Consider the following 18,920-nt stretch of genomic DNA (forward strand, 5'->3'; position numbering starts at 1 on the left):
GGTAGCGCTGCGGGGGCATCCAGACACCTTGGCCCCCTTCGAGCTGGTCGTCACGCCGCCACGCCATACATGAACGATCTTCTCAAACACGCACTTAGATATCTATGAGCTGAAATTTCGGGGCCTGTCCCACATGTCCGTCCCACCCGGGACGGCCTAACGCCGGCGGAACTTCCTCAGGTAGTGGGAGAAGCCGTACCCGCGCCGGCCGTGCTCGGTCCCGTGCGCCCTGCGCCATCCGTCGAACCGCCGGCAGCTGCCCCGCGTGTGGTCGCCGGGGTACAGCCGGTCGATGATCCGCCCTCTCGGCGCCGCGCGTACGTTCAGCCAGGTCCTGACGTGTTGCACCCGGTACTTGCAGCCCGGCGCGGACAGGACGGCCGGGGGCGGGGTGGCCGGGGGCGGGGTGGCGGCGGCCGCGCCCGGCGCGGCGAGCCCGCCTCCGGCGACGGCCGCGGCCACCAGGCCCGCGGCGATGGTGCCGATGCGGCCGACGAGCATGACATCCCCCTCAAATCGCTGTTTGAGGCTGTATGTCCAGCGATGCTCTGATAAGTCAAGGAAAGACGGTGTCTGTACGGAATGCAGACCCCGCCTGGGCGCGCTGGTTATCGTGGAAGAGCGACAAGGAGGACGTATGACAGCGGTGGAGCCGGTCCCTCACTGGCCGGGACGCATGATCGGCCCGGTGCACGTGCGATCCACCCCCGACGGCGGCCCGGCCGAGCAGGCCGTGTTCGTCCACGGGCTGGCGGGCTCGGCCACCAATTGGACCGACCTCATGGACGAGCTCAAGGACACCGTCACCGGCCACGCCCTCGACCTGCCCGGCGCGGGCTTCTCCCCGGCGCCGCGGGACGGCGACTACACGGTGGCCGGCCACGCCGCGGCGGTGATCGGGCTGATGGAGCACACCGGCCCGGCCCACCTGTTCGGCAACTCGCTGGGCGGCGCGGTGGCGGTGCGGGTCGCCGCGGCCAGGCCCGACCTGGTCCGCTCGCTCACGCTCATCTCGCCCGCGCTGCCCGACCTGCTCCCCAGGTACGGGCCGGTCCGTGTGGCCGCCGCCGCCGTGCCCAGGGTGGGCGAGTGGTTCGCGGACAAGCTGCGCCTGCTCCCCGCCGAGCAGCGCATCAACGCCTCCTTCGCCATGGTCTGGGCGAACATGAACGCAGTCCACCCGGTACGCCTGGCCGACGCGGTGGAGGAGCTGCGCCGGCGCGACGACGTCCCGTACGCGGGGGAGGCCATGATCGGCTCGGCGAGGGGCATCGTGGCCGAGTACTTCCGGCGGGGCGAGGACAGCCTGTGGCGCCAGGCGGCCAAGGTGGCGGTCCCGACCCTCATCGTCCACGGCCGGCACGACCGCCTGGTGCGCCCGGCCATGGCGGCGAAGGCGGCCCGTACGTTCCGGCAGGTCAGGCTCGTGCTGCTGCCGACGGCGGGGCACGTGGCGATGATGGAGATGCCCCGCGTGGTGGCGGCGGAGGCACGCCGTCTGATCGGTGAGACGAGATTGGGGAATGCCCCACTCGCCGAGTAGGTTTCAGCTAGAGATGTGACCCCCTGAAACGGGAGCGTAGAACGTGTCGTTGCCACCGCTGGTCGAGCCGGCCACAGAGCTGACCGTAGACGAAGTGCGCCGCTACTCGCGCCACCTGATCATTCCCGATGTCGGGATGGCCGGGCAGAAGCGGCTGAAGAACGCCAAGGTGCTGTGCGTGGGCGCCGGCGGCCTGGGCTCGCCCGCCCTGATGTACCTGGCCGCGGCGGGCGTCGGCACCCTCGGCATCATCGACTTCGACGTCGTCGATGAGTCCAACCTGCAGCGCCAGATCATCCACGGCCAGTCCGACGTGGGCAGGCTGAAGGCCGAGAGCGCCGCGGCGTCGGTCCGCGAGATCAACCCCCTGGTCGAGGTCGTCGTCCACAACGCGACCCTGACCACCGAGAACGTCATGGAGATCTTCTCCGGCTACGACCTCATCGTCGACGGCACGGACAACTTCGCCACCCGCTACATGGTGAACGACGCCGCCGTGCTGCTCGGCAAGCCGTACGTCTGGGGCTCGATCTACCGCTTCGACGGCCAGGCCAGCGTCTTCTGGGCCGAGCACGGGCCCTGCTACCGCTGCCTCTACCCCGAGCCCCCGCCTCCCGGCATGGTGCCGTCGTGCGCCGAGGGCGGTGTGCTCGGCGTGCTGTGCGCGTCGATCGGCTCGATCCAGGTCAACGAGGCGATCAAGCTGCTGACGGGCATCGGCGACCCGCTCGTCGGCCGGCTGATGATCTACGACGCCCTGGAGATGAAGTACCGGGACGTCAAGGTCCGCAAGGACCCCGAGTGCGTGCTGTGCGGCAAGAACCCGACGGTCACCGAGCTGCTGGAGGACTACGAGGCGTTCTGCGGCGCGATCTCCGACGAGGCCGCGCAGGCCGCCAGCGGCTCCACGATCACCGCGCAGGAGCTCAAGTCCATGATGGACAAGGGCGACAACATCTACGTGGTCGACGTCCGCGAGATCAACGAGTACGAGATCGTCTCCATCCCGGGCGCCACGCTGATCCCCAAGGGCGAGTTCCTCAACGGCTCGGCCCTGGAGAAGCTGCCCCAGGACAAGCGCATCGTGCTCCACTGCAAGTCGGGCGCGCGCTCGGCCGAGGCCCTCGCGATCGTCAAGAACGCGGGCTTCGCCGACGCGGTGCACGTCGGCGGCGGGGTGCTGAGCTGGGTCAAGACGGTCGACCCCAGCCTGCCCAGCTACTGAGGCGTTTTCCGGGGAACCTCCCGCCGAGGCGCTTAAGGTGTCGGTGTCGTGAACCACGCCCGCCCCTGGCTCACCCTGGTGGTGTCCTCCGCGCTGACCCTGGTCTGCGCGGTGGCCGCCGGGGTGGCCGGGAGCGCGGCGGGCACCGAGCTGACCCGCGGCCCGAGCGCGTCCGAGCTGCGTGCCGCCGCCACGCGCGAGGTCGCGGAACGCTGGCGTGCCTGGCCCGCCGGGCGCGTCTTCCCCGCGGCTCTGCCGTACGCGGCCGAGCAGGGCGGGCAGGAGCGGGCCGAGCGCATCGGCATCTCGCCGCACACCGGCTGCGGCGCCGAGTCGGTCGACGCGAAGGCGGTCAGGACGTTGCGCGAGGCAGGTTGCCGGGGCGTGCTGCGGGCGACCTACATCGACGCGCTGCGCGGTGTGCTCGTCACCGTGGGCGTGGTGGCGCTGCCCGACGAGTCACGCGCGGTCCGGGCCAGGAGCGCGTTCGCCGACAACGGCAAGCCCGTGCCGGGGCTGCGGCCGCTGAGCTTCACGGGCACGGTCGCCGAGCGGTTCACCCCCTCCATGCGGCAGGCCGGTTCGGTACGCCAGGCGGGGCCGTACGTCGTGCTGACCACGGCGGGCCAGGTGGACGGCCGGCCCGCGACCACGTCCGGCGAGTCACGTCCGGCGATCTTCGCCTTCGCCACCGAGCTGTCCGATCGCGTGCTGCTCGACCTCAGCACGCCCCGGATGCCCGACTGCGCGGCCGAGGGATGGCGGTGCTGAGGCGGCGCGCCGGGAAGGCGCTGTCCGCCGCCCCCGCGGTCCTTCTCGCGGTTCTCCCCGCGGCCTCGCCCGCCTACGCCGACGACGACGTGCGCGGCGGCCAGCGGGCCGTGATCAAGACGCTCGACCTGCCCGCGGCCTGGCGCGTCACCAAGGGCGCGGGGGTCACGGTGGCCGTGCTCGACTCCGGGGTCGATCCGGCCCATCGCGACCTGGCCGGCTCGGTGACCGTGGGCCGCGACTTCACCGTGGGCGCCAACCCGCCGGGCGTCGCGCCGCCGCGGCTGCACGGCACGTACATGGCCTCCCTGATCGCCGGGCACGGCCACGGGCCCGGGGGAAGGAAGGGCGTCATCGGCGTCGCGCCCGAGGCCGGCGTCCTGTCGGTGCGGGTCATCCTGGAGGACGAGGAGCCGGGCTTCAGGGAGTTCAACTCGGCCGAGCGCTTCGAGGACGTCGTGGCCAGGGGCATCCGCTACGCGGTCGACCAGGGCGCGGACGTCGTCAACATGTCGATCTCCAAGGAGCTCGCGACCAGGGAGGAACGGGCGGCCATCCGGTACGCCATCTCCCGGGGCGTCGTGCTGGTGGCCGCGGCCGGCAACGACGGCGACAGGAAGACCGCCGGAGACTTCGCGCCCTACTCCTACCCGGCGTCCTTCCCCGGCGTGGTGTCGGTGGGGGCGACCGACCGGCGGCTGCGCCGGGCCACGTTCTCCAACTGGAACTCCTCGGTGCTGGTGGCCGCGCCGGGCGTGGACATCATGGGCGCGGGCCCCGGCGACGAGTACTGGGTCGGCCGGGGCACCTCGCAGGCGACCGCGCTCGTCTCGGGGGTCGCCGCCCTCATCAAGGCAAAATATCCGCAAATGTCGCCGCCGCTGGTCGTCCAGGCGCTCGCCGACAGCGCCGACGACCGCCCGCCCGGCGGCTACGACACCGGCACCGGCTTCGGCGTCGTCAACGCCCGCAGGGCCCTGGCCGAGGCCGCCCGCCTGGCCGCGCACACCGAGACCGCGACCGGCCCGCAGGCCCAGGACCCCGCCCTGCCCCTGGCGGGCGGCCCGGCCGGGCCCATCAGGGTCACCACGAGGGACCACCGGCGGGTGACGATCTACGCGGCCGTCGCCGCCGGCGCCGCAGGCGGGGCGCTCGCGTCCCTGGCGGTCATATTCTTCCTGGTCAGACGGGTAAGACGCGACCACGGCGCACACGACGCATGATCCGCCTGCTAACGGGGACGAAATAGACACCGACCGAACGCGGGAACGAGGCCAGGGTGGTGAAGGCACGTAGGTCGACCTCAGGGCTACCGCGCGCCGGCGAGGCCACATCGGGACGCAGCAACCCGCTCGGGGCGTCGACCGGCCGCCGGGCCCGCGTGCGCGCCTGGCCCGCGGCGAACTCCCGTACGCGCACCGCGGCCAAGGAACGCGCCGAGCTGGCGGCCCTCCAGCAGGGCGTGCGCTTTCGGCGCATCTTCGTCGTGCTGGTCGGCGCGGTCGTGGCCGTGTCGGCCCTCGTGGTGCTGCTGGGCACGATCGGGCTGCTCAACGAGACGCGCTCGCGTCCGCTGACCCCGGCCGAGCAGAACCAGTACAAGCAGGAGGAGATCGCCCGGCGCTGGCAGGCGTGGCCGGCCACGGGCGTCTTCCCCGAGGAGGTCAAGTACCTCGGCCTCGACCGCGCCCAGCAGTACGCCAGGCGGGTCGGCATCGCCCCCGAGACCGACTGCGGCAAGGGCGTGGACGCCTCCGTCGCCGGGGTCCTCGACAGCCACGGGTGCGTCACGATGTTGCGCGCCACGTACGTCGACCAGACCTCCACCTTCGTCATCACCGTCGGCGTGGCCGTGCTGAAGGACGAGGAGTCCAGGGTGTCGGCGGGCGAGCAACTGGGCCAGGACGACCGGGTGGGCGTGCTGCCCGTGGCCTTCCCCGGCACCGTGACCGAACGTTTCGGCACCGAGCAGCGCCAGCGCACCGGCTGGGTGGGCGCCGGGCCGTACATCGTCTTCTCCACCGCCGGGTACGCCGACGGGCGCACCAGGGCCGCCATCCCCCCGGAGGAGATCCTGCACAGCGAGCTCTGGCCGGCGGCCAAGTCGGTCGGCAACCAGATCGCCTACTTCCTGGCCGATCCCCCCAAGGTTCCGCCGTGCACCCAGGGGAACGTGTGCTGACCGCCGTACGGGCGCTCGCGGCCACGTTGCTCGTCCTCCTCGGGCCCACGGCCGCCCCGGTCAGGGACCAGCAGCGATGGGTGCTGGACGCGCTCAACGTCGAGCAGGCGTGGAACGTGACCAAGGGCGAGGGCGTCACGGTCGCCGTCGTGGACAGCGCGGTGGACGCCGGGATCAAGGAGCTGAGGGGCCGCGTCACGACCGGGCCCGACATGAGCTCGGGCGCGGTGGCCCGCGAGGTGCAGCCGGGGCGGCACGGCACCGCCATGGCCGCGCTGATCGCCGGTTCCGGCGCCGGCGACGGGCTGATCGGCGTCGCGCCCGAGTCGCGCATCCTGTCGCTGCCCCTGGCCACCGACGACGAGCCGGCGTTCGACCTGCTGCCGCCCACGGACCTCCAGTCGCCCGAGAGCTCGCTGGCCCGCGCCCTGCGCTACGCCGCCAACCACGGCGCCCAGGTCATCAGCATGTCGATCGGCTCCTACGGGCCGGTCAGGTCCGAGCGGGAGGCGGTGTCGTACGCGCTGAGCAAGGGCGTGGTGCTGGTGGCCGCGGTCGGCAACGACGGCCAGACGCCCTACGCCAAGGAGAAGGGCACCTCGTTCTGGAGCTTCCCGGCCGGCTACTCGGGCGTGATCGGCGTCGGCGCGACCGACAAGCAGGGCAGGAAGGCCACGTTCAGCAGCGACAACCTGTCGGTTCTCGTCGGCGCGCCCGGCGTGCAGGTGCCCGTGGTCAAGCGGCCCAGCGGCTACGAGCTGTCCGACGGCACCAGCTCGGCCGCCGCGCTCGTGGCCGGCGTGGCCGCGCTGATCAAGTCGCGCTATCCCGCCCTGCCGCCCGAGCAGGTGGCCCAGGCGCTGGCCGCCAGCGCGCGGGGCCGTCCGGCGGCGGGCTACGACGACAGCACCGGGTTCGGCGTGGTGGACGCCGGGGCAGCGCTCAACGCCGCCGAGCGCCTGACCGGTCAGCGGCGCAGCGTGACCGCGCCGGGAAAGGACCACTTCGGCCGGGGCGAGGACTCCCCGGTGCCGACCCGTCCAGGGGCCGATCCGTTGCGGTTGTGGCTGTACGGAGGGGGTGTGCTGGTCGCGCTGGTGACGTTCTGCGGGGCGATCATCGTTCTCAATCAGCGCAAGGAGTGATGAACCGCTCGTACTTCGCCCGCGTGGACGGTAAAGATCCGCTATGGTCGCGCGTCATGGGATACGAGCTGCGGGTGGTGCGCGAGTCGCCACTCGCCTTCGCGGAGCTCGCGAAGGCCATCGCGCCGGCCGGTTTCGAGCTGCGCGGATCTGAGGAGATCGTGGCCGGCCACGACGGCGGCCGGCACGCGGTGGCGCGCTGGCAGGGCCAGGTCGTGGGCGAGCCCGGCTCCGACTGGCAGGTGGCCCAGCTCCTGCGGCTGTCGGCCGCCCTCGGCGCCCGCCTGGTGGGCGAGGACGGCGAGGTCTACGCGCTGCGCGACGGCGTGATCGAGGTCCTGTCCGGCGGGACGGTGATGGAGATCGGCAAGTTCGACGAGATCATCGACGCGGGCCCGGCGGCATGGACCCCCTGAATCCCTTCGCCGAGCGGGTGCTCGACCTGGTCGAACGCATCCCGCCCGGCAAGGTCATGGCCTACGGCGACATCGCCGAATACCTGGGCGAGGGCGGCCCCCGCCAGGTGGGCAAGGTGATGTCCACCTTGGGCGGCGGCGTCCCGTGGTGGCGGGTCGTGCACGCAGACGGCAGCGGCGCCGCCCCCGACCACCTGCGACGATGCCTGGCCCACTGGCGCGAGGAGGGCACCCCGCTGCGCGGCGAACGGGTGGACATGAGGCGGGCGCGCTGGGACGGGCGTTCAGCCGATTTTCAGTAAGGGGCCTGACCTGCGGATTCGCTGTTGAGGCGATTCTGTGACAGGTGACTCCCATTACCATGGGCTGAACACTGACAGGCCCGAAAGGCGGTGCCTCCACGATGGCCACCGGCGTCACAGCCCAGCGCCACAGCGGCGACACGCTCGCCGACCGCCTCAAGGCTGTCCAGGATCTCTGCGATCGTGGCGAGCCTCTTGAGACGGTCATGCGTGCCGTCGGGCCCGGCGGCCGCGACGCGGCGTTCGACACCGAGGTGCTCAGCGGGCCTCTGGGGTCGCGCATCGACCTCGCGGTCAAGCGCGGCCCGGCGCGGCGGCGCGAGCTGCTCACCCTGATCCGCCCCTACCTGGCCGGCGTGGCCGCGGAGGTCAAGCGCGACCTGCCCGTCGCCCGCCGCGTCATCTGCCACCTGATCGAGCACCGCCCCGACGACGAGCTGGTCGACGGCGAGACGCTGGTCAAGGTCGTCACCGCGGCGGCCGAGCCGTCCAAGCGCATCCGCAAGGGCCTGAGCTGGTACGCCGACCTGCCCTTCCGCGACGAGCTGCCGCCCGACCTCTACCGGCTGCGCCGCGCCGACATGGTGCCGGTGACCCACATCGACGACATCGTGTGGGTCGACGGCAGGCTGCGCGTCACCGGCTTCGCCTACCTGGCGGGGCTGTCGGTGCGCAGCCGCAGGTTCAACTGGGCGACCGTGGTGCTGCGCGGGCCGCGCTGGCTGCCGCCGATCCGCATGCGCACCAAGCGGGTGCTCGCCCCCGAGGCCACCCACGGCGCGCGCGAGCCCGGCTGCAACTACGACTGGTCCGGCTTCACCGCCGAGCTGAGCCCGTGGCCGCTGCGCTGGCGCGGGGCCGTGCGCGGCATGGTCCACGCCGTGCGGCGGCGGTTGCGTCACCGTCCGGGGGTGCCCGACGCGACGACCTGGCGGGCCGAGATCGTCTTCTGGAGCCGTGGCGCGCGGGCGACCGGCCTGCTGCGCGGCTCGTCCATCGGCAGGCCCGAGCGCCCGGCCGGCCTCAAGCTGAAGCCCGGCTGGTGGGTGCGTCCGGTCTGGACGTCCGACCGCGCGCTGCAGGTCGTGCTCCAGCCCAACAGGGCCGAGCTGACCGGCGTGTCCGTCCAGGACGAACGCCTCGAACTCAAGATCTTCCTGCCCGGCCGCAGCGTGACCAAGGGCCACGCCAGGCTGGGCGGCCACCGCATCGCCGCCGACTTCACGCCGTCCGGCGGCGGCACCGAGGTGTCGATCGGCCTCGCCGTCCCCGCGCTGCTCCAGGAGAAGGACGGCCGGCGGCTGTGGGTCGAGCCCAAGGGCGACCCGGCGGCCTCCGTCATGCTCGCCGACCTGGTCGAGACGCGCACTCCGGTGGGCGACCGGGAGATCACCGTGCTCGGCGACCGGCGCGACCGCGTCGTGGTCTCCGCCCACCGCATCCGACCGGTGATCACCTCCGCCGTGTGGGAGGGTTCCACGCTGGTGCTGCGCGGCGACTACCCCGACGCCCCCGGCCCCCGGGTGCTGACGCTGCGCCACCGGTCGGGGCTGTCGTACTCGCTGCCCATGGAGCGGTCGGGCGACGACTTCTCCGTCCGCGTGACGCCCTCGTCCATGGATCGTTTCGGCGAGTCCGTGCCGCTGGCCTTGGGCACGTGGAACATGTCCTTCCGGCACCCGTCGGGCGAGATCGTGCCGTTCCGGATGGACCACGCCGCCCTGCCGGGGCTCGACGAGGAGCCGCGTACGGTCGACAGCCGGGCGTACCGGATGATCTCCACCCGGTTCGACGTGCCGGTGATCGCGGTCGAGGAGGGGCGGCCCAACGACGAGCGCGGCGTGGCCGGCACCCACGTGCTGCGCCGCGTCTTCTACCCGGCCCAGCGCACCGAGCCGCTGCACGACGCGACCGTCTACGTCGTCAACGACGGCCGGCTCTACGCCGACAGCGTGCGCGCCATCTACGAGGAGCGGCTGCGCAGGGGCGACGACCGCGAGCACATCTGGATCGTCAAGGACGCCGCGTTCGTGCCGCCGGGCGGCGCGCGGGCCGTACGGGCGGGCAGCCGCGAGCACCACGCCGCGCTGGCCCGCTCCAGTCACATCGTCACCAACTCGTTCCTGCCCGCCTGGTTCCGTGCCCGCGAGGACCAGGTCGTGCTGCAGACCTGGCACGGCACCCCGGCCAAGCGCATCGGCAACGACCAGCCGCACATGGCCCGCGACCCCCGTCCGCCGATCTGGTACCGGCAGGCGGCCGAGGTGCGCGGCTGGGACGTGCTGCTGTCGCAGTCGCCGTGGGCCACCACGGTGTTGCGCAGGGCCTTCGGCTACAAGGGCGAGATCCTGGAGAGCGGCCTGCCCAGGAACGACGTGCTCAACTCGCCCGAGCGCGAGGTCAGGGCCGCCGCCGTCCGCGAACGGCTCGGGCTGGTCGAGGGCAAGCGGGTGGTGCTCTACGCGCCGACCTGGCGCGACTACGACCGCAAGAACGCCATGGTCAAGCTCGACCTGGCCAAGGCCCGCGAGGCCCTGGGCGCCGACCACGAGATCCTGGTACGCGCCCATCCGATGCAGGCCATGCCCGCCGTCCCCGACATCGCCCACGACGTCACGACTTATCCGGACATGGCCGATCTGCTGCTGGTCACCGACGTCCTGGTGACCGACTACTCCTCGGTCATGTTCGACTTCGCCGCCACCGGCCGGCCCATCGTCTTCTACGGCTACGACCTGGCGAAGTACTCCTCCAAGCGGGGGCTCTACCTCGACCTGCCCGAGCAGGCGCCCGGCCCGGTGCTGCCGACGTCGGCCGAGGTGATCGACGCGCTGCGCTCCATCGACGAGGTGGCCGCCGCGCACGCCGACCGCTACGAGGCCTTCCGGGCCACGTACGCGCCCAAGGACGACGGCAAGGCGACGGCCCGCGTGGTCGACCACCTGTTCTCCTGAGGGCGCGGCCTCAGAGGTCGATCGGCAGGTCCGAGAGCATGAAGGGCTTGCCGGGGTCGTACCCGAAGGGGCGCGGCGGGGCCGGAAGGCGCTCGACGAGCAGGTAGAGCAGCGCCGACAGGGTCGTGGCGCACACGATCTCGCCGGCCTCGACCAGGCGCCGGACGCTCGACAGGGGCACCCACTCGATGCGCTCGGCCTCCCAGGGGTCGCTGGGCGGGCCGATGTGGGTGGCCGCGTCGGCCCGGTAGACGTGGTTGAGGCTGTCGGTGAAGCCGTTGGTCGGCTGGACGGACAGCAGCGGGCGCAGCGGCCCCGGACGCCAGCCGGTCTCCTCCTCGACCTCGCGGGCGGCCGCCGCCATCGGCATCTCGCCCTCGTCGACCTGGCCGAGCGGCACCTCCCAGCCCCAGCTGTCGGTGATGAAGCGGTGGCGCCAGATCAGCAACACCCGGTCCTTGTCGTCGGTGACGACCGCGCCCGCGGCCGGCGCGGTGCGGACCAGCCGGTGATCGAGGTGCCGCCCGTCGGGCAGCTCCACATCCGCGATCCGGATGTCCAGCCACTGGTCGGCGTAGAGCGACGTTTCGGAGTGGACCTGCCAGCGCATGTGACCAACCCCCTAGCGAAGGCGCGAGTATCAACCCAACGTTACAAGAGACAACGCTGCGTGTGTGGGGCAATCGTGCGGATCGTTACATCGCCCCAGGCAGCGCAACGCCCACGGCGAAACCCCGGGCTCGGCGTGTCGCACGATATTCGGATATTTGCCTCGATACGGTAGGCGGATCGCGGGGGAGACCGGGTAAGTCGGCACGATCTGTCCGTGTGGTCTGGTGGAATCTAGTGCTGTGAGTGGTCAGACCTGGCGGTTGGTGCGGCGTGGCAGCGGGGGCCCTGTTGAGCCTCCTGTGCTGGATGAACACCAGCGTGCCGTGGTCGAGCACCGGAGCGGCCCGCTCCTCGTCCTCGCGGGGCCCGGCACGGGCAAGACGACGACGATCGTCGAGAGCGTGGTCGAGCGTATCGAACGGCGCGGGGCCGACCCCGAACGGGTGCTCATCCTCACCTTCAGCCGAAAGGCCGCCGAGGAGCTGCGCCAGCGCGTCACCGGCCGGCTGCGGCGCACCACCCGCTCGCCGATGGCGCTGACCTTCCACTCCTACGCCTACGCGCTCCTGCGCCGCGAGTCCGTGCTGGAGGGCAAGGCGCCGCCGCGCCTGCTGACCGGCCCCGAGCAGCTTCTGGAGATCCGCCGGCTGCTCCACGGCGAGCTGGAGAACGGCGCGCTCGACTGGCCGCCGTCGCTGCGCGAGGCGCTCAAGACCCGCGGCTTCGCCGAGGAGGTGCGCGACTTCCTGTCCAGGGCCGCCGAGCGCGGCCTCGACGGCGAGCGGCTGGTCGCGCTCGGCCGGCTGCACGGCAGGAGCGACTGGATCGCCACCGGCCGCTTCTACGAGCGCTACCAGGACCGGTTCGACCTCGACCCCGAGGAGACCTACGACTACGCCGAGCTCATCGGTGCCGCCTCGGCGCTGCTGACCAGGCCCGAGGTGCGCGAGCGCGAGCGGGCCGCCCACGACGTCGTGTTCGTCGACGAGTACCAGGACACCGACCCGGCCCAGGAGTACCTGCTCGACCAGCTCGCCGGCGACGGGCGCGACCTCGTCGCGGTGGGCGACCCCGACCAGTCGATCTACGGGTTCCGGGGCGCCGACGTCCAGGGGATCATGAAGTTCCCCGAGCGGTTCAGGACGCTCGACGGGCGCGAGGCGCCGGTGGTGGCGCTGCGCGAGTGCCGCAGGAGCGGGGCCGACCTGCTGGAGGCCTCGCGCCGGGTCGCCGCCCGCCTGCCGATCGCCCCGGCCCCCGACCACGACCAGCGGCACGGTCACCGCGACCTGGTCCCGGCGGCCGGCGCCGAGCCCGGCGACGTGCGCGTCCTGCTGGCCGACAGCACCAGCCAGGAGGCCGCGATCGTCGCCGACACGCTGCGGCGGGCGCACCTGATCGAGGGGGTGCCCTGGCACCGCATGGCGGTGCTGGTGCGCTCGGCCAAGCGCCAGGTGCCGCTGCTGCGGCGGGCGCTGGTCAACGCCGGGGTGCCGACGATGATCGCCGGCGACGAGGTGCCGATCGCCCAGGAGCCGGGCGTGCGGCCGCTGCTCACGATGCTGCGGGTGGCGCTCGACCCGGCGCAGCTCGACGAGGGGGTGGCCGAGGAGCTGCTGACGGGCCCGCTCGGCGGCACGGACATGATCGGCGTACGCCGCCTGCGCCGGGCGCTCAAGATAGCCGAGAACGAGGCCCTGGCCGCCGAGGAGGAGCCGGCCGCCGAGGCGAGGCCCGAGGCGCGGTCGTCCGGCGAGCTGCTGGTGGCGGCGATCCAGGACACCCGCGAGCTCACCCGCGTCGAGCCGCACGTCGCCCTCCCCGCCGAACGCGTCGCCAAGCTGCTCGCCGCCGCCCGCGAGGCCGCCGCGCAGGAGGGCACCGCCGAAGACCTCCTGTGGGCCGTGTGGCACGCCAGCGGCCTGGGCGGGCGCTGGGCCGAGCAGAGCCTGTCCGGCGGCTCCCGCGGCGCGCAGGCCGACCGCGACCTCGACGCGGTGGTGGCGCTGTTCGACCACGCCGCCAAGTTCGTCGACCGCATGCCCAAGGCGGGCCCCGAGGTGTTCCTCGACAACCTGGCCGCCCAGGAGATCCCGGGCGACACGCTGGCCGACCGCGCGCCCGACGGCGACGCCGTGCGGGTGCTGACGGCCCACCGTTCCAAGGGCCTGGAATGGGACATCGTGGTCGTGGCGGGCGTCCAGGAGGGGGTCTGGCCCGACCTGCGGCTGCGCGGGTCGTTGCTGGGCGCCGACGACCTGGTGGAGGTGGTCGAGGGCGCCGAGCCGAGCGCCGCGTCGCTGGCCTCCAAGCTGCTGGCCGAGGAGCGGCGGCTGTTCTACGTCGCGGCCACGCGGGCCAGGCGGCGGCTGGTGGTCACGGCGGTCGGCGGCGAGGACACCGACGAGCGGCCCTCCCGGTTCCTGTCGGAGCTGATGCCGGGCGAGGTCGAGTCGGCCACGGTCGACGACCGGGCGCGCTGGCTGACCATGTCGGCGCTGGTGGCCGATCTCCGCAGCGCGGTGACCGACCCCACGAAGCCGGCCAAGGTCCGGCAGCGCGCCGCGCGGCAGCTCGCCCGCCTGGCCGCCGCCGGGGTCCAGGGCGCCCACCCCAACGACTGGTACGCCCTCACCCCCATCACCGACGACCGCCCGCTGAGCTGGCCGGACGACATCGTCAACATCTCCCCGTCCGCGGTCGAGAGCTTCACCAAGTGCGGCCTGCGCTGGCTCCTGGAGACGGCCGTCGGAGCCGCGGGCACCAGCACCGCCCAGGGCCTCGGCAACGTCATCCACGCGCTGGCCATGCTGGCCGCCACCGACCTGCCCGGCGAGGACGCCCTGGGCGAGCGGCTCGACCAGGTCTGGAACGAGCTCGACTTCGGCGGCGTCTGGTACAACCGCAAGCAGCGCCAGGTCGCCGAGCAGATGATCGGCAAGTTCCTGCGCTGGCAGAAGGACAACCCGCGCGAGCTGGTCGCCATCGAGGAGTCGTTCGTCGCCACGGTCTCCGAGGGCGTGCAGATCAAGGGCCGGGTCGACCGGGTCGAGCGCGACGACGACGGCCGCGCGGTGATCATCGACCTGAAGACCGGCGGCTCCAAGCCCAAGGCGGGAGAGCTCGACCGCCATCCGCAGCTCGGCGTCTACCAGCTCGCCGCGCTGCTCGGCGCGTTCGCCCGGCACGGCATGACCGAGCCCGGCGGCGCGGCGCTGGTCCAGCTCGGCAAGGCGGCCGGCAAGAACGCCGCCACCGAGCAGCGGCAGGGCGCGCTGGCCGACGACAAGAACCCCGGCTGGGCCGGCGACCTGGTCGACACCGTCGCCACGGGCATGTCGGGCCCGTTCTTCCAGGCCAAGGTGAACGACGGCTGCCGCACGTGCGCGGCGCGGGCGAGCTGCCCGGTCAACGACAACGGGGGCCAGGTGTGCTGAACCCGGTCGAACTGGCCGACAAGCTCGGCATCCTGCCGCCGACGAGCGAGCAGGCCGCGGTCATCGAGGCGCCCCTCGAACCGATGGTCGTCATGGCGGGCGCGGGCTCGGGCAAGAGCGAGACGATGGCCGGGCGGGTGGTCTGGCTGGTGGCCAACGGCCTGGTCAAACCGGAGAACGTGCTGGGGCTGACGTTCACCCGCAAGGCCGCGGCCGAGCTGGCCGTCCGGGTCAGGGAGCGCCTGACCGGGCTCGCCGAGGCGGGCCTGGTCGCGCCCGGCGCGCTCGACAACGAGCCGACCGTCTCCACCTACCACGCCTACGCCGCCCGCCTGGTCACCGACCACGCCCTGCGCGAGGCGCTCGAACCCACCATGCGCCTGGTCACCCCGGCGGTGTCGTGGCAGCTCGCCTCGCGCGTGGTGGCCCTGTACGACGGGCCGATGGACAAGATCGAGCTGGGCCCGCCCTCGGTCACCGCCGCCCTGCTCGAACTCGCCGGCGAGTTGTCGGAGCACCTGCGCGCGCCCGCCGACGTACGGCGGATGGGGGAGTGGCTGGAGGCCCGGCTGGGCGCGCTGCCCGGCCGCACGACCGTGGCCCAGCGCAAGCCGGTCGGCGTGCAGGCGGCCAGGGAGCAGCTGCTGCCGCTGGTGGAGGCGTACGAACGGCTCAAGCGCCGCCGCGAGGTCATCGACTACGGCGACCAGATGTCGCTGGCCGCCCGGATCGCCGCCAACCACAAGGAAGTGGGCGAGAGCGAACGGTCCCGCTACTCCGTGGTCCTGCTCGACGAATACCAGGACACCAGCCACGCCCAGCTCGTCCTGCTGCGCTCGCTCTACGGCGGCGGCCATCCGGTCACCGCCGTCGGCGACCCCTGCCAGTCCATCTACGGCTGGCGCGGCGCCTCGGCGGGCAACCTGCGCCGCTTCCCCCGCGACTTCCGCACCCCCGCCGGTGAGGAGGCGCCGGTCCGCCAGCTCAGCGTCAGCTTCCGCAACGGCGACCGGGTCCTCGACGTCGCCGCCCGCGTCCAGCTCCCGCTGCGCATGGAGGCCCGCGAGGTCCCCGTGCTGGTGCCGGGGCCCAACCGGGTCGAGCGGGGCCGCGTCACCTGCGCCTTCCACGAGACCGCCGAGGACGAGGCCAAGTGGATCGCCGACGGCGTGGCCAGGATCCTCGGCCAGGAGACCGCCCCCGACGGCCTGCCCTGGGGCGAGAAGGAACGCAAGAAGACGCTCGCCGTCCAGCCCCAGGACGTCGCGATCCTGGCCCGCAAGCGCTCGCAGTTCCCCGCGCTGCGCAAGGCGCTGGAGGATCGCGACATCCCGGTCGAGGTGGTCGGGCTCGGCGGCCTGCTGACCGTGCCCGAGGTCAACGACATCGTGGCGACCCTGCGCGTGCTCTACGACGCCACCGCCGGCGACGCGCTGGCCAGGCTGCTGGCCGGGCCGCGCTGGCGGGTCGGGCCGGCCGACCTGCGGGTGCTGGGGGAGCACGCCAGGGAGCTGGCCCGCGAGCTGAGCGAGAGCCACCGCGCCGACGACCCGCTCGACCAGGTGGTCGCCGACCTGGCCGAGGAGCGCGGCAGCCTGGTCGACGCGCTCGACGAGCTGCCCGACCGGCCCGAGTGGCTGGAGTCGTTCTCGCCGCTGGCCCGCACCCGGCTGGTCGCGCTCGCCCAGGAGCTGCGCAACCTGCGCGGCCACACCGCCCAGCCGCTGCCCGACCTGGTCACCGAGATCGAACGCCGGCTCGGCCTGGACATCGAGGTGGCCGCCCGCAGCGGCACGGCCGGGGCGTTCGCCGCGCGGGCCGACCTCGACGCCTTCATCGACGCGGCCGCCAGGTTCGCCGGCGACGCCGAGGACCCGACGCTGGGCGCGTTCCTGGCCTATCTCCAGGCGGCCGAGAGCGAGGAGTTCGGGCTGGAGGCGGGCCGGGTCGGCGAGAGCAACAGCGTCAAGCTGATGACCGTCCACGCCTCCAAGGGCCTGGAGTGGCCGATCGTGGTCGTGCCGGGCCTGTCGCAGCTCCTCAGCTCGAAGGGCACGATCGCGACGGGCAGCGTGTTCCCGGCCACGCCGGTGATGAACAGCCGCTGGACCGACAACCCGCGCAAGCTGCCCTACCCGCTGCGCGGCGACGCCGCCGACCTGCCCCGGCTGGGCGGGCTGAGCAAGGAGGAGCTGGCCGCGTTCGACGAGCAGTGCCGTGAGCGCGACCTGATGGAGGAGCGGCGGCTGGCGTACGTCGCCGTCACCCGGGCCCACTACCACCTCATCGCCTCCGGCTACCGCTGGGGCAGCGCCACCAAGCCGCTGGAGCCGTCGGAGTTCCTGCTGGAGATCCGCGACACGGCCGACCGGGTGTCCTACTGGGCCGGCGACCTCGCCGAGGGCGCGACGAACCCGCTGCTCGCCGAGCCGGCCGAGGCCGTCTGGCCGGTCACCCCCGAGGGCCTGCGCTACGAGTCGGTGCTCGACGGGGCCCGGCTGGTCGAGGACGCCCTGGCCGGCAACCTGGCCGACGAGGACGACGAGCCGCTGCGCCCGTTCGAGGAGGAGCGCCTGCGCGCCTGGGAGCGCGACACCGACCTGCTGCTGCGCGAACGCGAGCTGAACCGGCGCAAACCGGCGACCGTCGTCGACCTGCCGGCCAAGCTGACCGTGTCGTCGCTGGTCACGCTGGCCACCGACCCGGCCGAGCTGGCCCGCAGGATCCGCCGTCCGGTGCCGCGCAAGCCGGCGCCGCTGGCCCGCCGGGGCACGTCGTTCCACAGGTGGCTGGAGAGCCGGTGGGACCAGCAGCGGCTGATCGACGACTTCGACCTCGACCCGCTGGAGGAGCTGGAGGAGGCCGACGTGCGGCTGGCCGAGCTGCAGCAGCGGTTCGAGGAGAGCGAGTGGGCCGACCGGCGGCCGGTCGACCTGGAGGTGCCGTTCGAGACCATGATCGCCGACCGGCTGGTGCGCGGGCGGATGGACGCCGTGTTCGAGCTGCCCGACGGCGGCTACGAGGTGGTCGACTGGAAGACCGGCGTACCGCCCAGGGGGAAGGCGGCCCGCACGGCCTCGGTGCAGCTCGCCGCGTACCGGCTGGCGTGGTCGCACCTGGCCGAGGTGCCGCTGGAGAAGGTGAGCGCGGCCTTCCACTACGTCCGGGCCAACAGAACCGTGCGGCCGGTCAACCTGCTCGACGCCGAGGGGCTGGTCGCGCTCGTCGAGGCGGTCCCGGCCTCAGAGTCCTAGGTGGTGGAAGGCGGGCCGGGGGTGCATGAGGAAGTCGTGGTGGGAGATGTTCCAGGCGTAGGCGCCGGCCATGCCGAACACCACCCGGTCCCCCACCCGCACCGAGGTCACCACGTTCCGGGCGAAGACGTCCTTGGGGGTGCACAGCTGGCCGGCGAACGTCACGGGCTCCCCGGCGACCCCGGGCCCGCCACCTGTGGGAAGGATCGTGAACGGCTGGTCGTGGCCCTTGGTGACCGGCGTGCGCAGGTGGTGCGTCCCGCCCAGGACGATCGCGTACGCCTGGCCGCGCACCCGCTTCACGTCCACGACCTCGGTGACGTAGTGGCCGCAGTAGGCGGTGAGCGACCTGCCCGGCTCGACCCGCAGCCGCCGCCCGGCCCGCAGCGCGGCCAGCCCCTCGCCGTAGGCCGCCCAGTCGAAGCGCTCGCCTGACGTGTACGACACCGCCATGCCCCCGCCCAGGTTGACCTCCCGATGCCCGGTCTCCAGCAGGGCCCCGGCCAGCCGGAGGAGCTCGGCGGCGGCCAGGCCGCTGGCCAGGTGGGCGTGCAGGCCGCGCAGCCGTACGCGGTCGGTGAACAGCGGCAGGCACTCGGCCAGCCCCGCCTCGTCCATGCCGAACGGGCCGTCCATCGTGAGCGCGGCCCCCTCGACCGGCAGGTCCGGGTTGGCCCGCAGCAGCACGTCGGCCTCCAGCCCGGTCGCGAGCAGGCGGCGCAGCTCGTACGGCGACTCGACGTGCAGGCGGTGGTGCGGCAGCCGCAGCTCCGCGTCGGTCTTGCCGGGCCCGCCGAGCGCCAGCCGCGCGCCCGGGAACAGCGCGGAGACGTGCGCGTGCTCGCCCGCCGACGACACCTCGAACCCGTCCACGTGCCGGGCCAGCACCCGCAGCAGCTCGGCGTCGGGGTTGGCCTTGACCGCGTAGTACAGCTCGACCTCGCCCAGCGCCGCGCGCACCGACGCGGCGTGCTCGTCGAGCGCGGGCAGGTCGTAGAGGTAGGCGGGCAGCGCGGGCAGCCGGGCGGCGGCCTCCAGGACACGGTTCACGCGAGCGGGTTCGCGCTCCAGGACGCGGC

Annotated in this window: 14 protein-coding genes; 11 read left to right on the forward strand and 3 right to left on the reverse strand. The window is 73.1% G+C overall.

Features of this window, described 5'->3' with window-relative positions; translation table 11 throughout:
• Positions 1–156: 156 nt before the first annotated feature.
• A complete protein-coding gene (locus ABZ444_RS44065) occupies positions 157–501 on the reverse strand; it encodes a hypothetical protein (protein WP_358010171.1) in 345 nt (114 codons plus the stop codon).
• A 136-nt stretch (positions 502–637) separates the two neighbouring features.
• On the opposite strand from ABZ444_RS44065, the gene ABZ444_RS44070 reads away from it, so the two are divergent.
• From ABZ444_RS44070 to ABZ444_RS44110, 9 genes are all read left to right on the forward strand, one after another.
• Positions 638–1,543, forward strand: a complete 906-nt coding sequence (locus ABZ444_RS44070; protein ID WP_358010172.1) for an alpha/beta hydrolase — start codon at positions 638–640, stop codon at positions 1,541–1,543.
• 43 nt (positions 1,544–1,586) lie between these two features.
• Positions 1,587–2,768 (forward strand): adenylyltransferase/sulfurtransferase MoeZ, encoded by a 1,182-nt coding sequence (gene moeZ / locus ABZ444_RS44075; RefSeq protein WP_357987388.1) that lies wholly within the window; start codon positions 1,587–1,589, stop codon positions 2,766–2,768.
• A 48-nt stretch (positions 2,769–2,816) separates the two neighbouring features.
• Positions 2,817–3,539 carry a hypothetical protein gene (locus tag ABZ444_RS44080; protein WP_358010174.1) on the forward strand — a complete coding sequence of 241 codons (723 nt, stop codon included), beginning with the start codon at positions 2,817–2,819 and terminating at the stop codon, positions 3,537–3,539.
• Positions 3,533–4,762 carry a S8 family serine peptidase gene (locus ABZ444_RS44085; protein ID WP_358010176.1) on the forward strand — a complete coding sequence of 410 codons (1,230 nt, stop codon included), beginning with the start codon at positions 3,533–3,535 and terminating at the stop codon, positions 4,760–4,762. Before ABZ444_RS44080 ends, ABZ444_RS44085 begins: the two co-directional genes overlap by 7 nt.
• Before the next feature lie 59 nt (positions 4,763–4,821).
• Entirely contained in the window at positions 4,822–5,721 is a 900-nt protein-coding gene (locus tag ABZ444_RS44090; protein ID WP_358010177.1) for a hypothetical protein, read from the forward strand.
• The gene (locus ABZ444_RS44095) at positions 5,697–6,866 is read left to right on the forward strand and encodes a S8 family serine peptidase (protein WP_358010178.1); all 1,170 of its coding nucleotides are present in this window, start codon (positions 5,697–5,699) and stop codon (positions 6,864–6,866) included. Before ABZ444_RS44090 ends, ABZ444_RS44095 begins: the two co-directional genes overlap by 25 nt.
• Before the next feature lie 56 nt (positions 6,867–6,922).
• The gene (locus tag ABZ444_RS44100; RefSeq protein ID WP_357987375.1) at positions 6,923–7,282 is read left to right on the forward strand and encodes a hypothetical protein; all 360 of its coding nucleotides are present in this window, start codon (positions 6,923–6,925) and stop codon (positions 7,280–7,282) included.
• A complete protein-coding gene (locus tag ABZ444_RS44105; RefSeq protein WP_357987372.1) occupies positions 7,270–7,584 on the forward strand; it encodes an MGMT family protein in 315 nt (104 codons plus the stop codon). The genes ABZ444_RS44100 and ABZ444_RS44105 overlap by 13 nt, the downstream gene beginning before the upstream one ends.
• A 101-nt stretch (positions 7,585–7,685) precedes the next feature.
• On the forward strand, positions 7,686–10,538 hold the full coding sequence (locus ABZ444_RS44110; protein ID WP_358010179.1) for a CDP-glycerol glycerophosphotransferase family protein: 2,853 nt from the start codon (positions 7,686–7,688) through the stop codon (positions 10,536–10,538).
• 10 nt (positions 10,539–10,548) lie between these two features.
• Here ABZ444_RS44110 and ABZ444_RS44115 read toward each other — a convergent pair whose 3' ends face one another.
• Complete coding sequence (locus ABZ444_RS44115; protein WP_358010180.1) at positions 10,549–11,148, reverse strand: NUDIX hydrolase; 600 nt, start codon at positions 11,146–11,148, stop codon at positions 10,549–10,551.
• A gap of 301 nt (positions 11,149–11,449) precedes the next feature.
• Between ABZ444_RS44115 and ABZ444_RS44120 the strand changes: the two genes are divergently transcribed.
• Together ABZ444_RS44120 and ABZ444_RS44125 are read left to right on the forward strand one after the other, a co-directional pair.
• A complete protein-coding gene (locus ABZ444_RS44120; RefSeq protein ID WP_358010181.1) occupies positions 11,450–14,587 on the forward strand; it encodes an ATP-dependent DNA helicase in 3,138 nt (1,045 codons plus the stop codon).
• Positions 14,581–17,841 carry a UvrD-helicase domain-containing protein gene (locus ABZ444_RS44125; RefSeq protein WP_358010182.1) on the forward strand — a complete coding sequence of 1,087 codons (3,261 nt, stop codon included), beginning with the start codon at positions 14,581–14,583 and terminating at the stop codon, positions 17,839–17,841. Before ABZ444_RS44120 ends, ABZ444_RS44125 begins: the two co-directional genes overlap by 7 nt.
• Here the strand turns inward: ABZ444_RS44125 and ABZ444_RS44130 are convergent.
• A complete protein-coding gene (locus ABZ444_RS44130) occupies positions 17,830–18,891 on the reverse strand; it encodes a type III PLP-dependent enzyme (RefSeq protein ID WP_358010183.1) in 1,062 nt (353 codons plus the stop codon). The two genes, ABZ444_RS44125 and ABZ444_RS44130, sit on opposite strands and share 12 nt — an antisense overlap.
• Between the last annotated feature and the right edge of the window lie 29 nt (positions 18,892–18,920).

It is taken from the genome of Nonomuraea sp. NPDC005730 (assembly GCF_040630865.1).
Taxonomy (GTDB): Bacteria; Actinomycetota; Actinomycetes; order Streptosporangiales; family Streptosporangiaceae; genus Nonomuraea.

What these genes read in the sequence shown, in the direction of transcription:
- ABZ444_RS44065 (WP_358010171.1), bottom strand. Translation starts at nt 501, where the DNA reads ATGCTCGTCGGCCGCATCGGCACCATCGCCGCGGGCCTGGTGGCCGCG.
- ABZ444_RS44070 (WP_358010172.1), top strand. Translation starts at nt 638, where the DNA reads ATGACAGCGGTGGAGCCGGTCCCTCACTGGCCGGGACGCATGATCGGC.
- ABZ444_RS44100 (WP_357987375.1), top strand. Translation starts at nt 6,923, where the DNA reads ATGGGATACGAGCTGCGGGTGGTGCGCGAGTCGCCACTCGCCTTCGCG.
- ABZ444_RS44105 (WP_357987372.1), top strand. Translation starts at nt 7,270, where the DNA reads ATGGACCCCCTGAATCCCTTCGCCGAGCGGGTGCTCGACCTGGTCGAA.
- ABZ444_RS44110 (WP_358010179.1), top strand. Translation starts at nt 7,686, where the DNA reads ATGGCCACCGGCGTCACAGCCCAGCGCCACAGCGGCGACACGCTCGCC.
- ABZ444_RS44115 (WP_358010180.1), bottom strand. Translation starts at nt 11,148, where the DNA reads ATGCGCTGGCAGGTCCACTCCGAAACGTCGCTCTACGCCGACCAGTGG.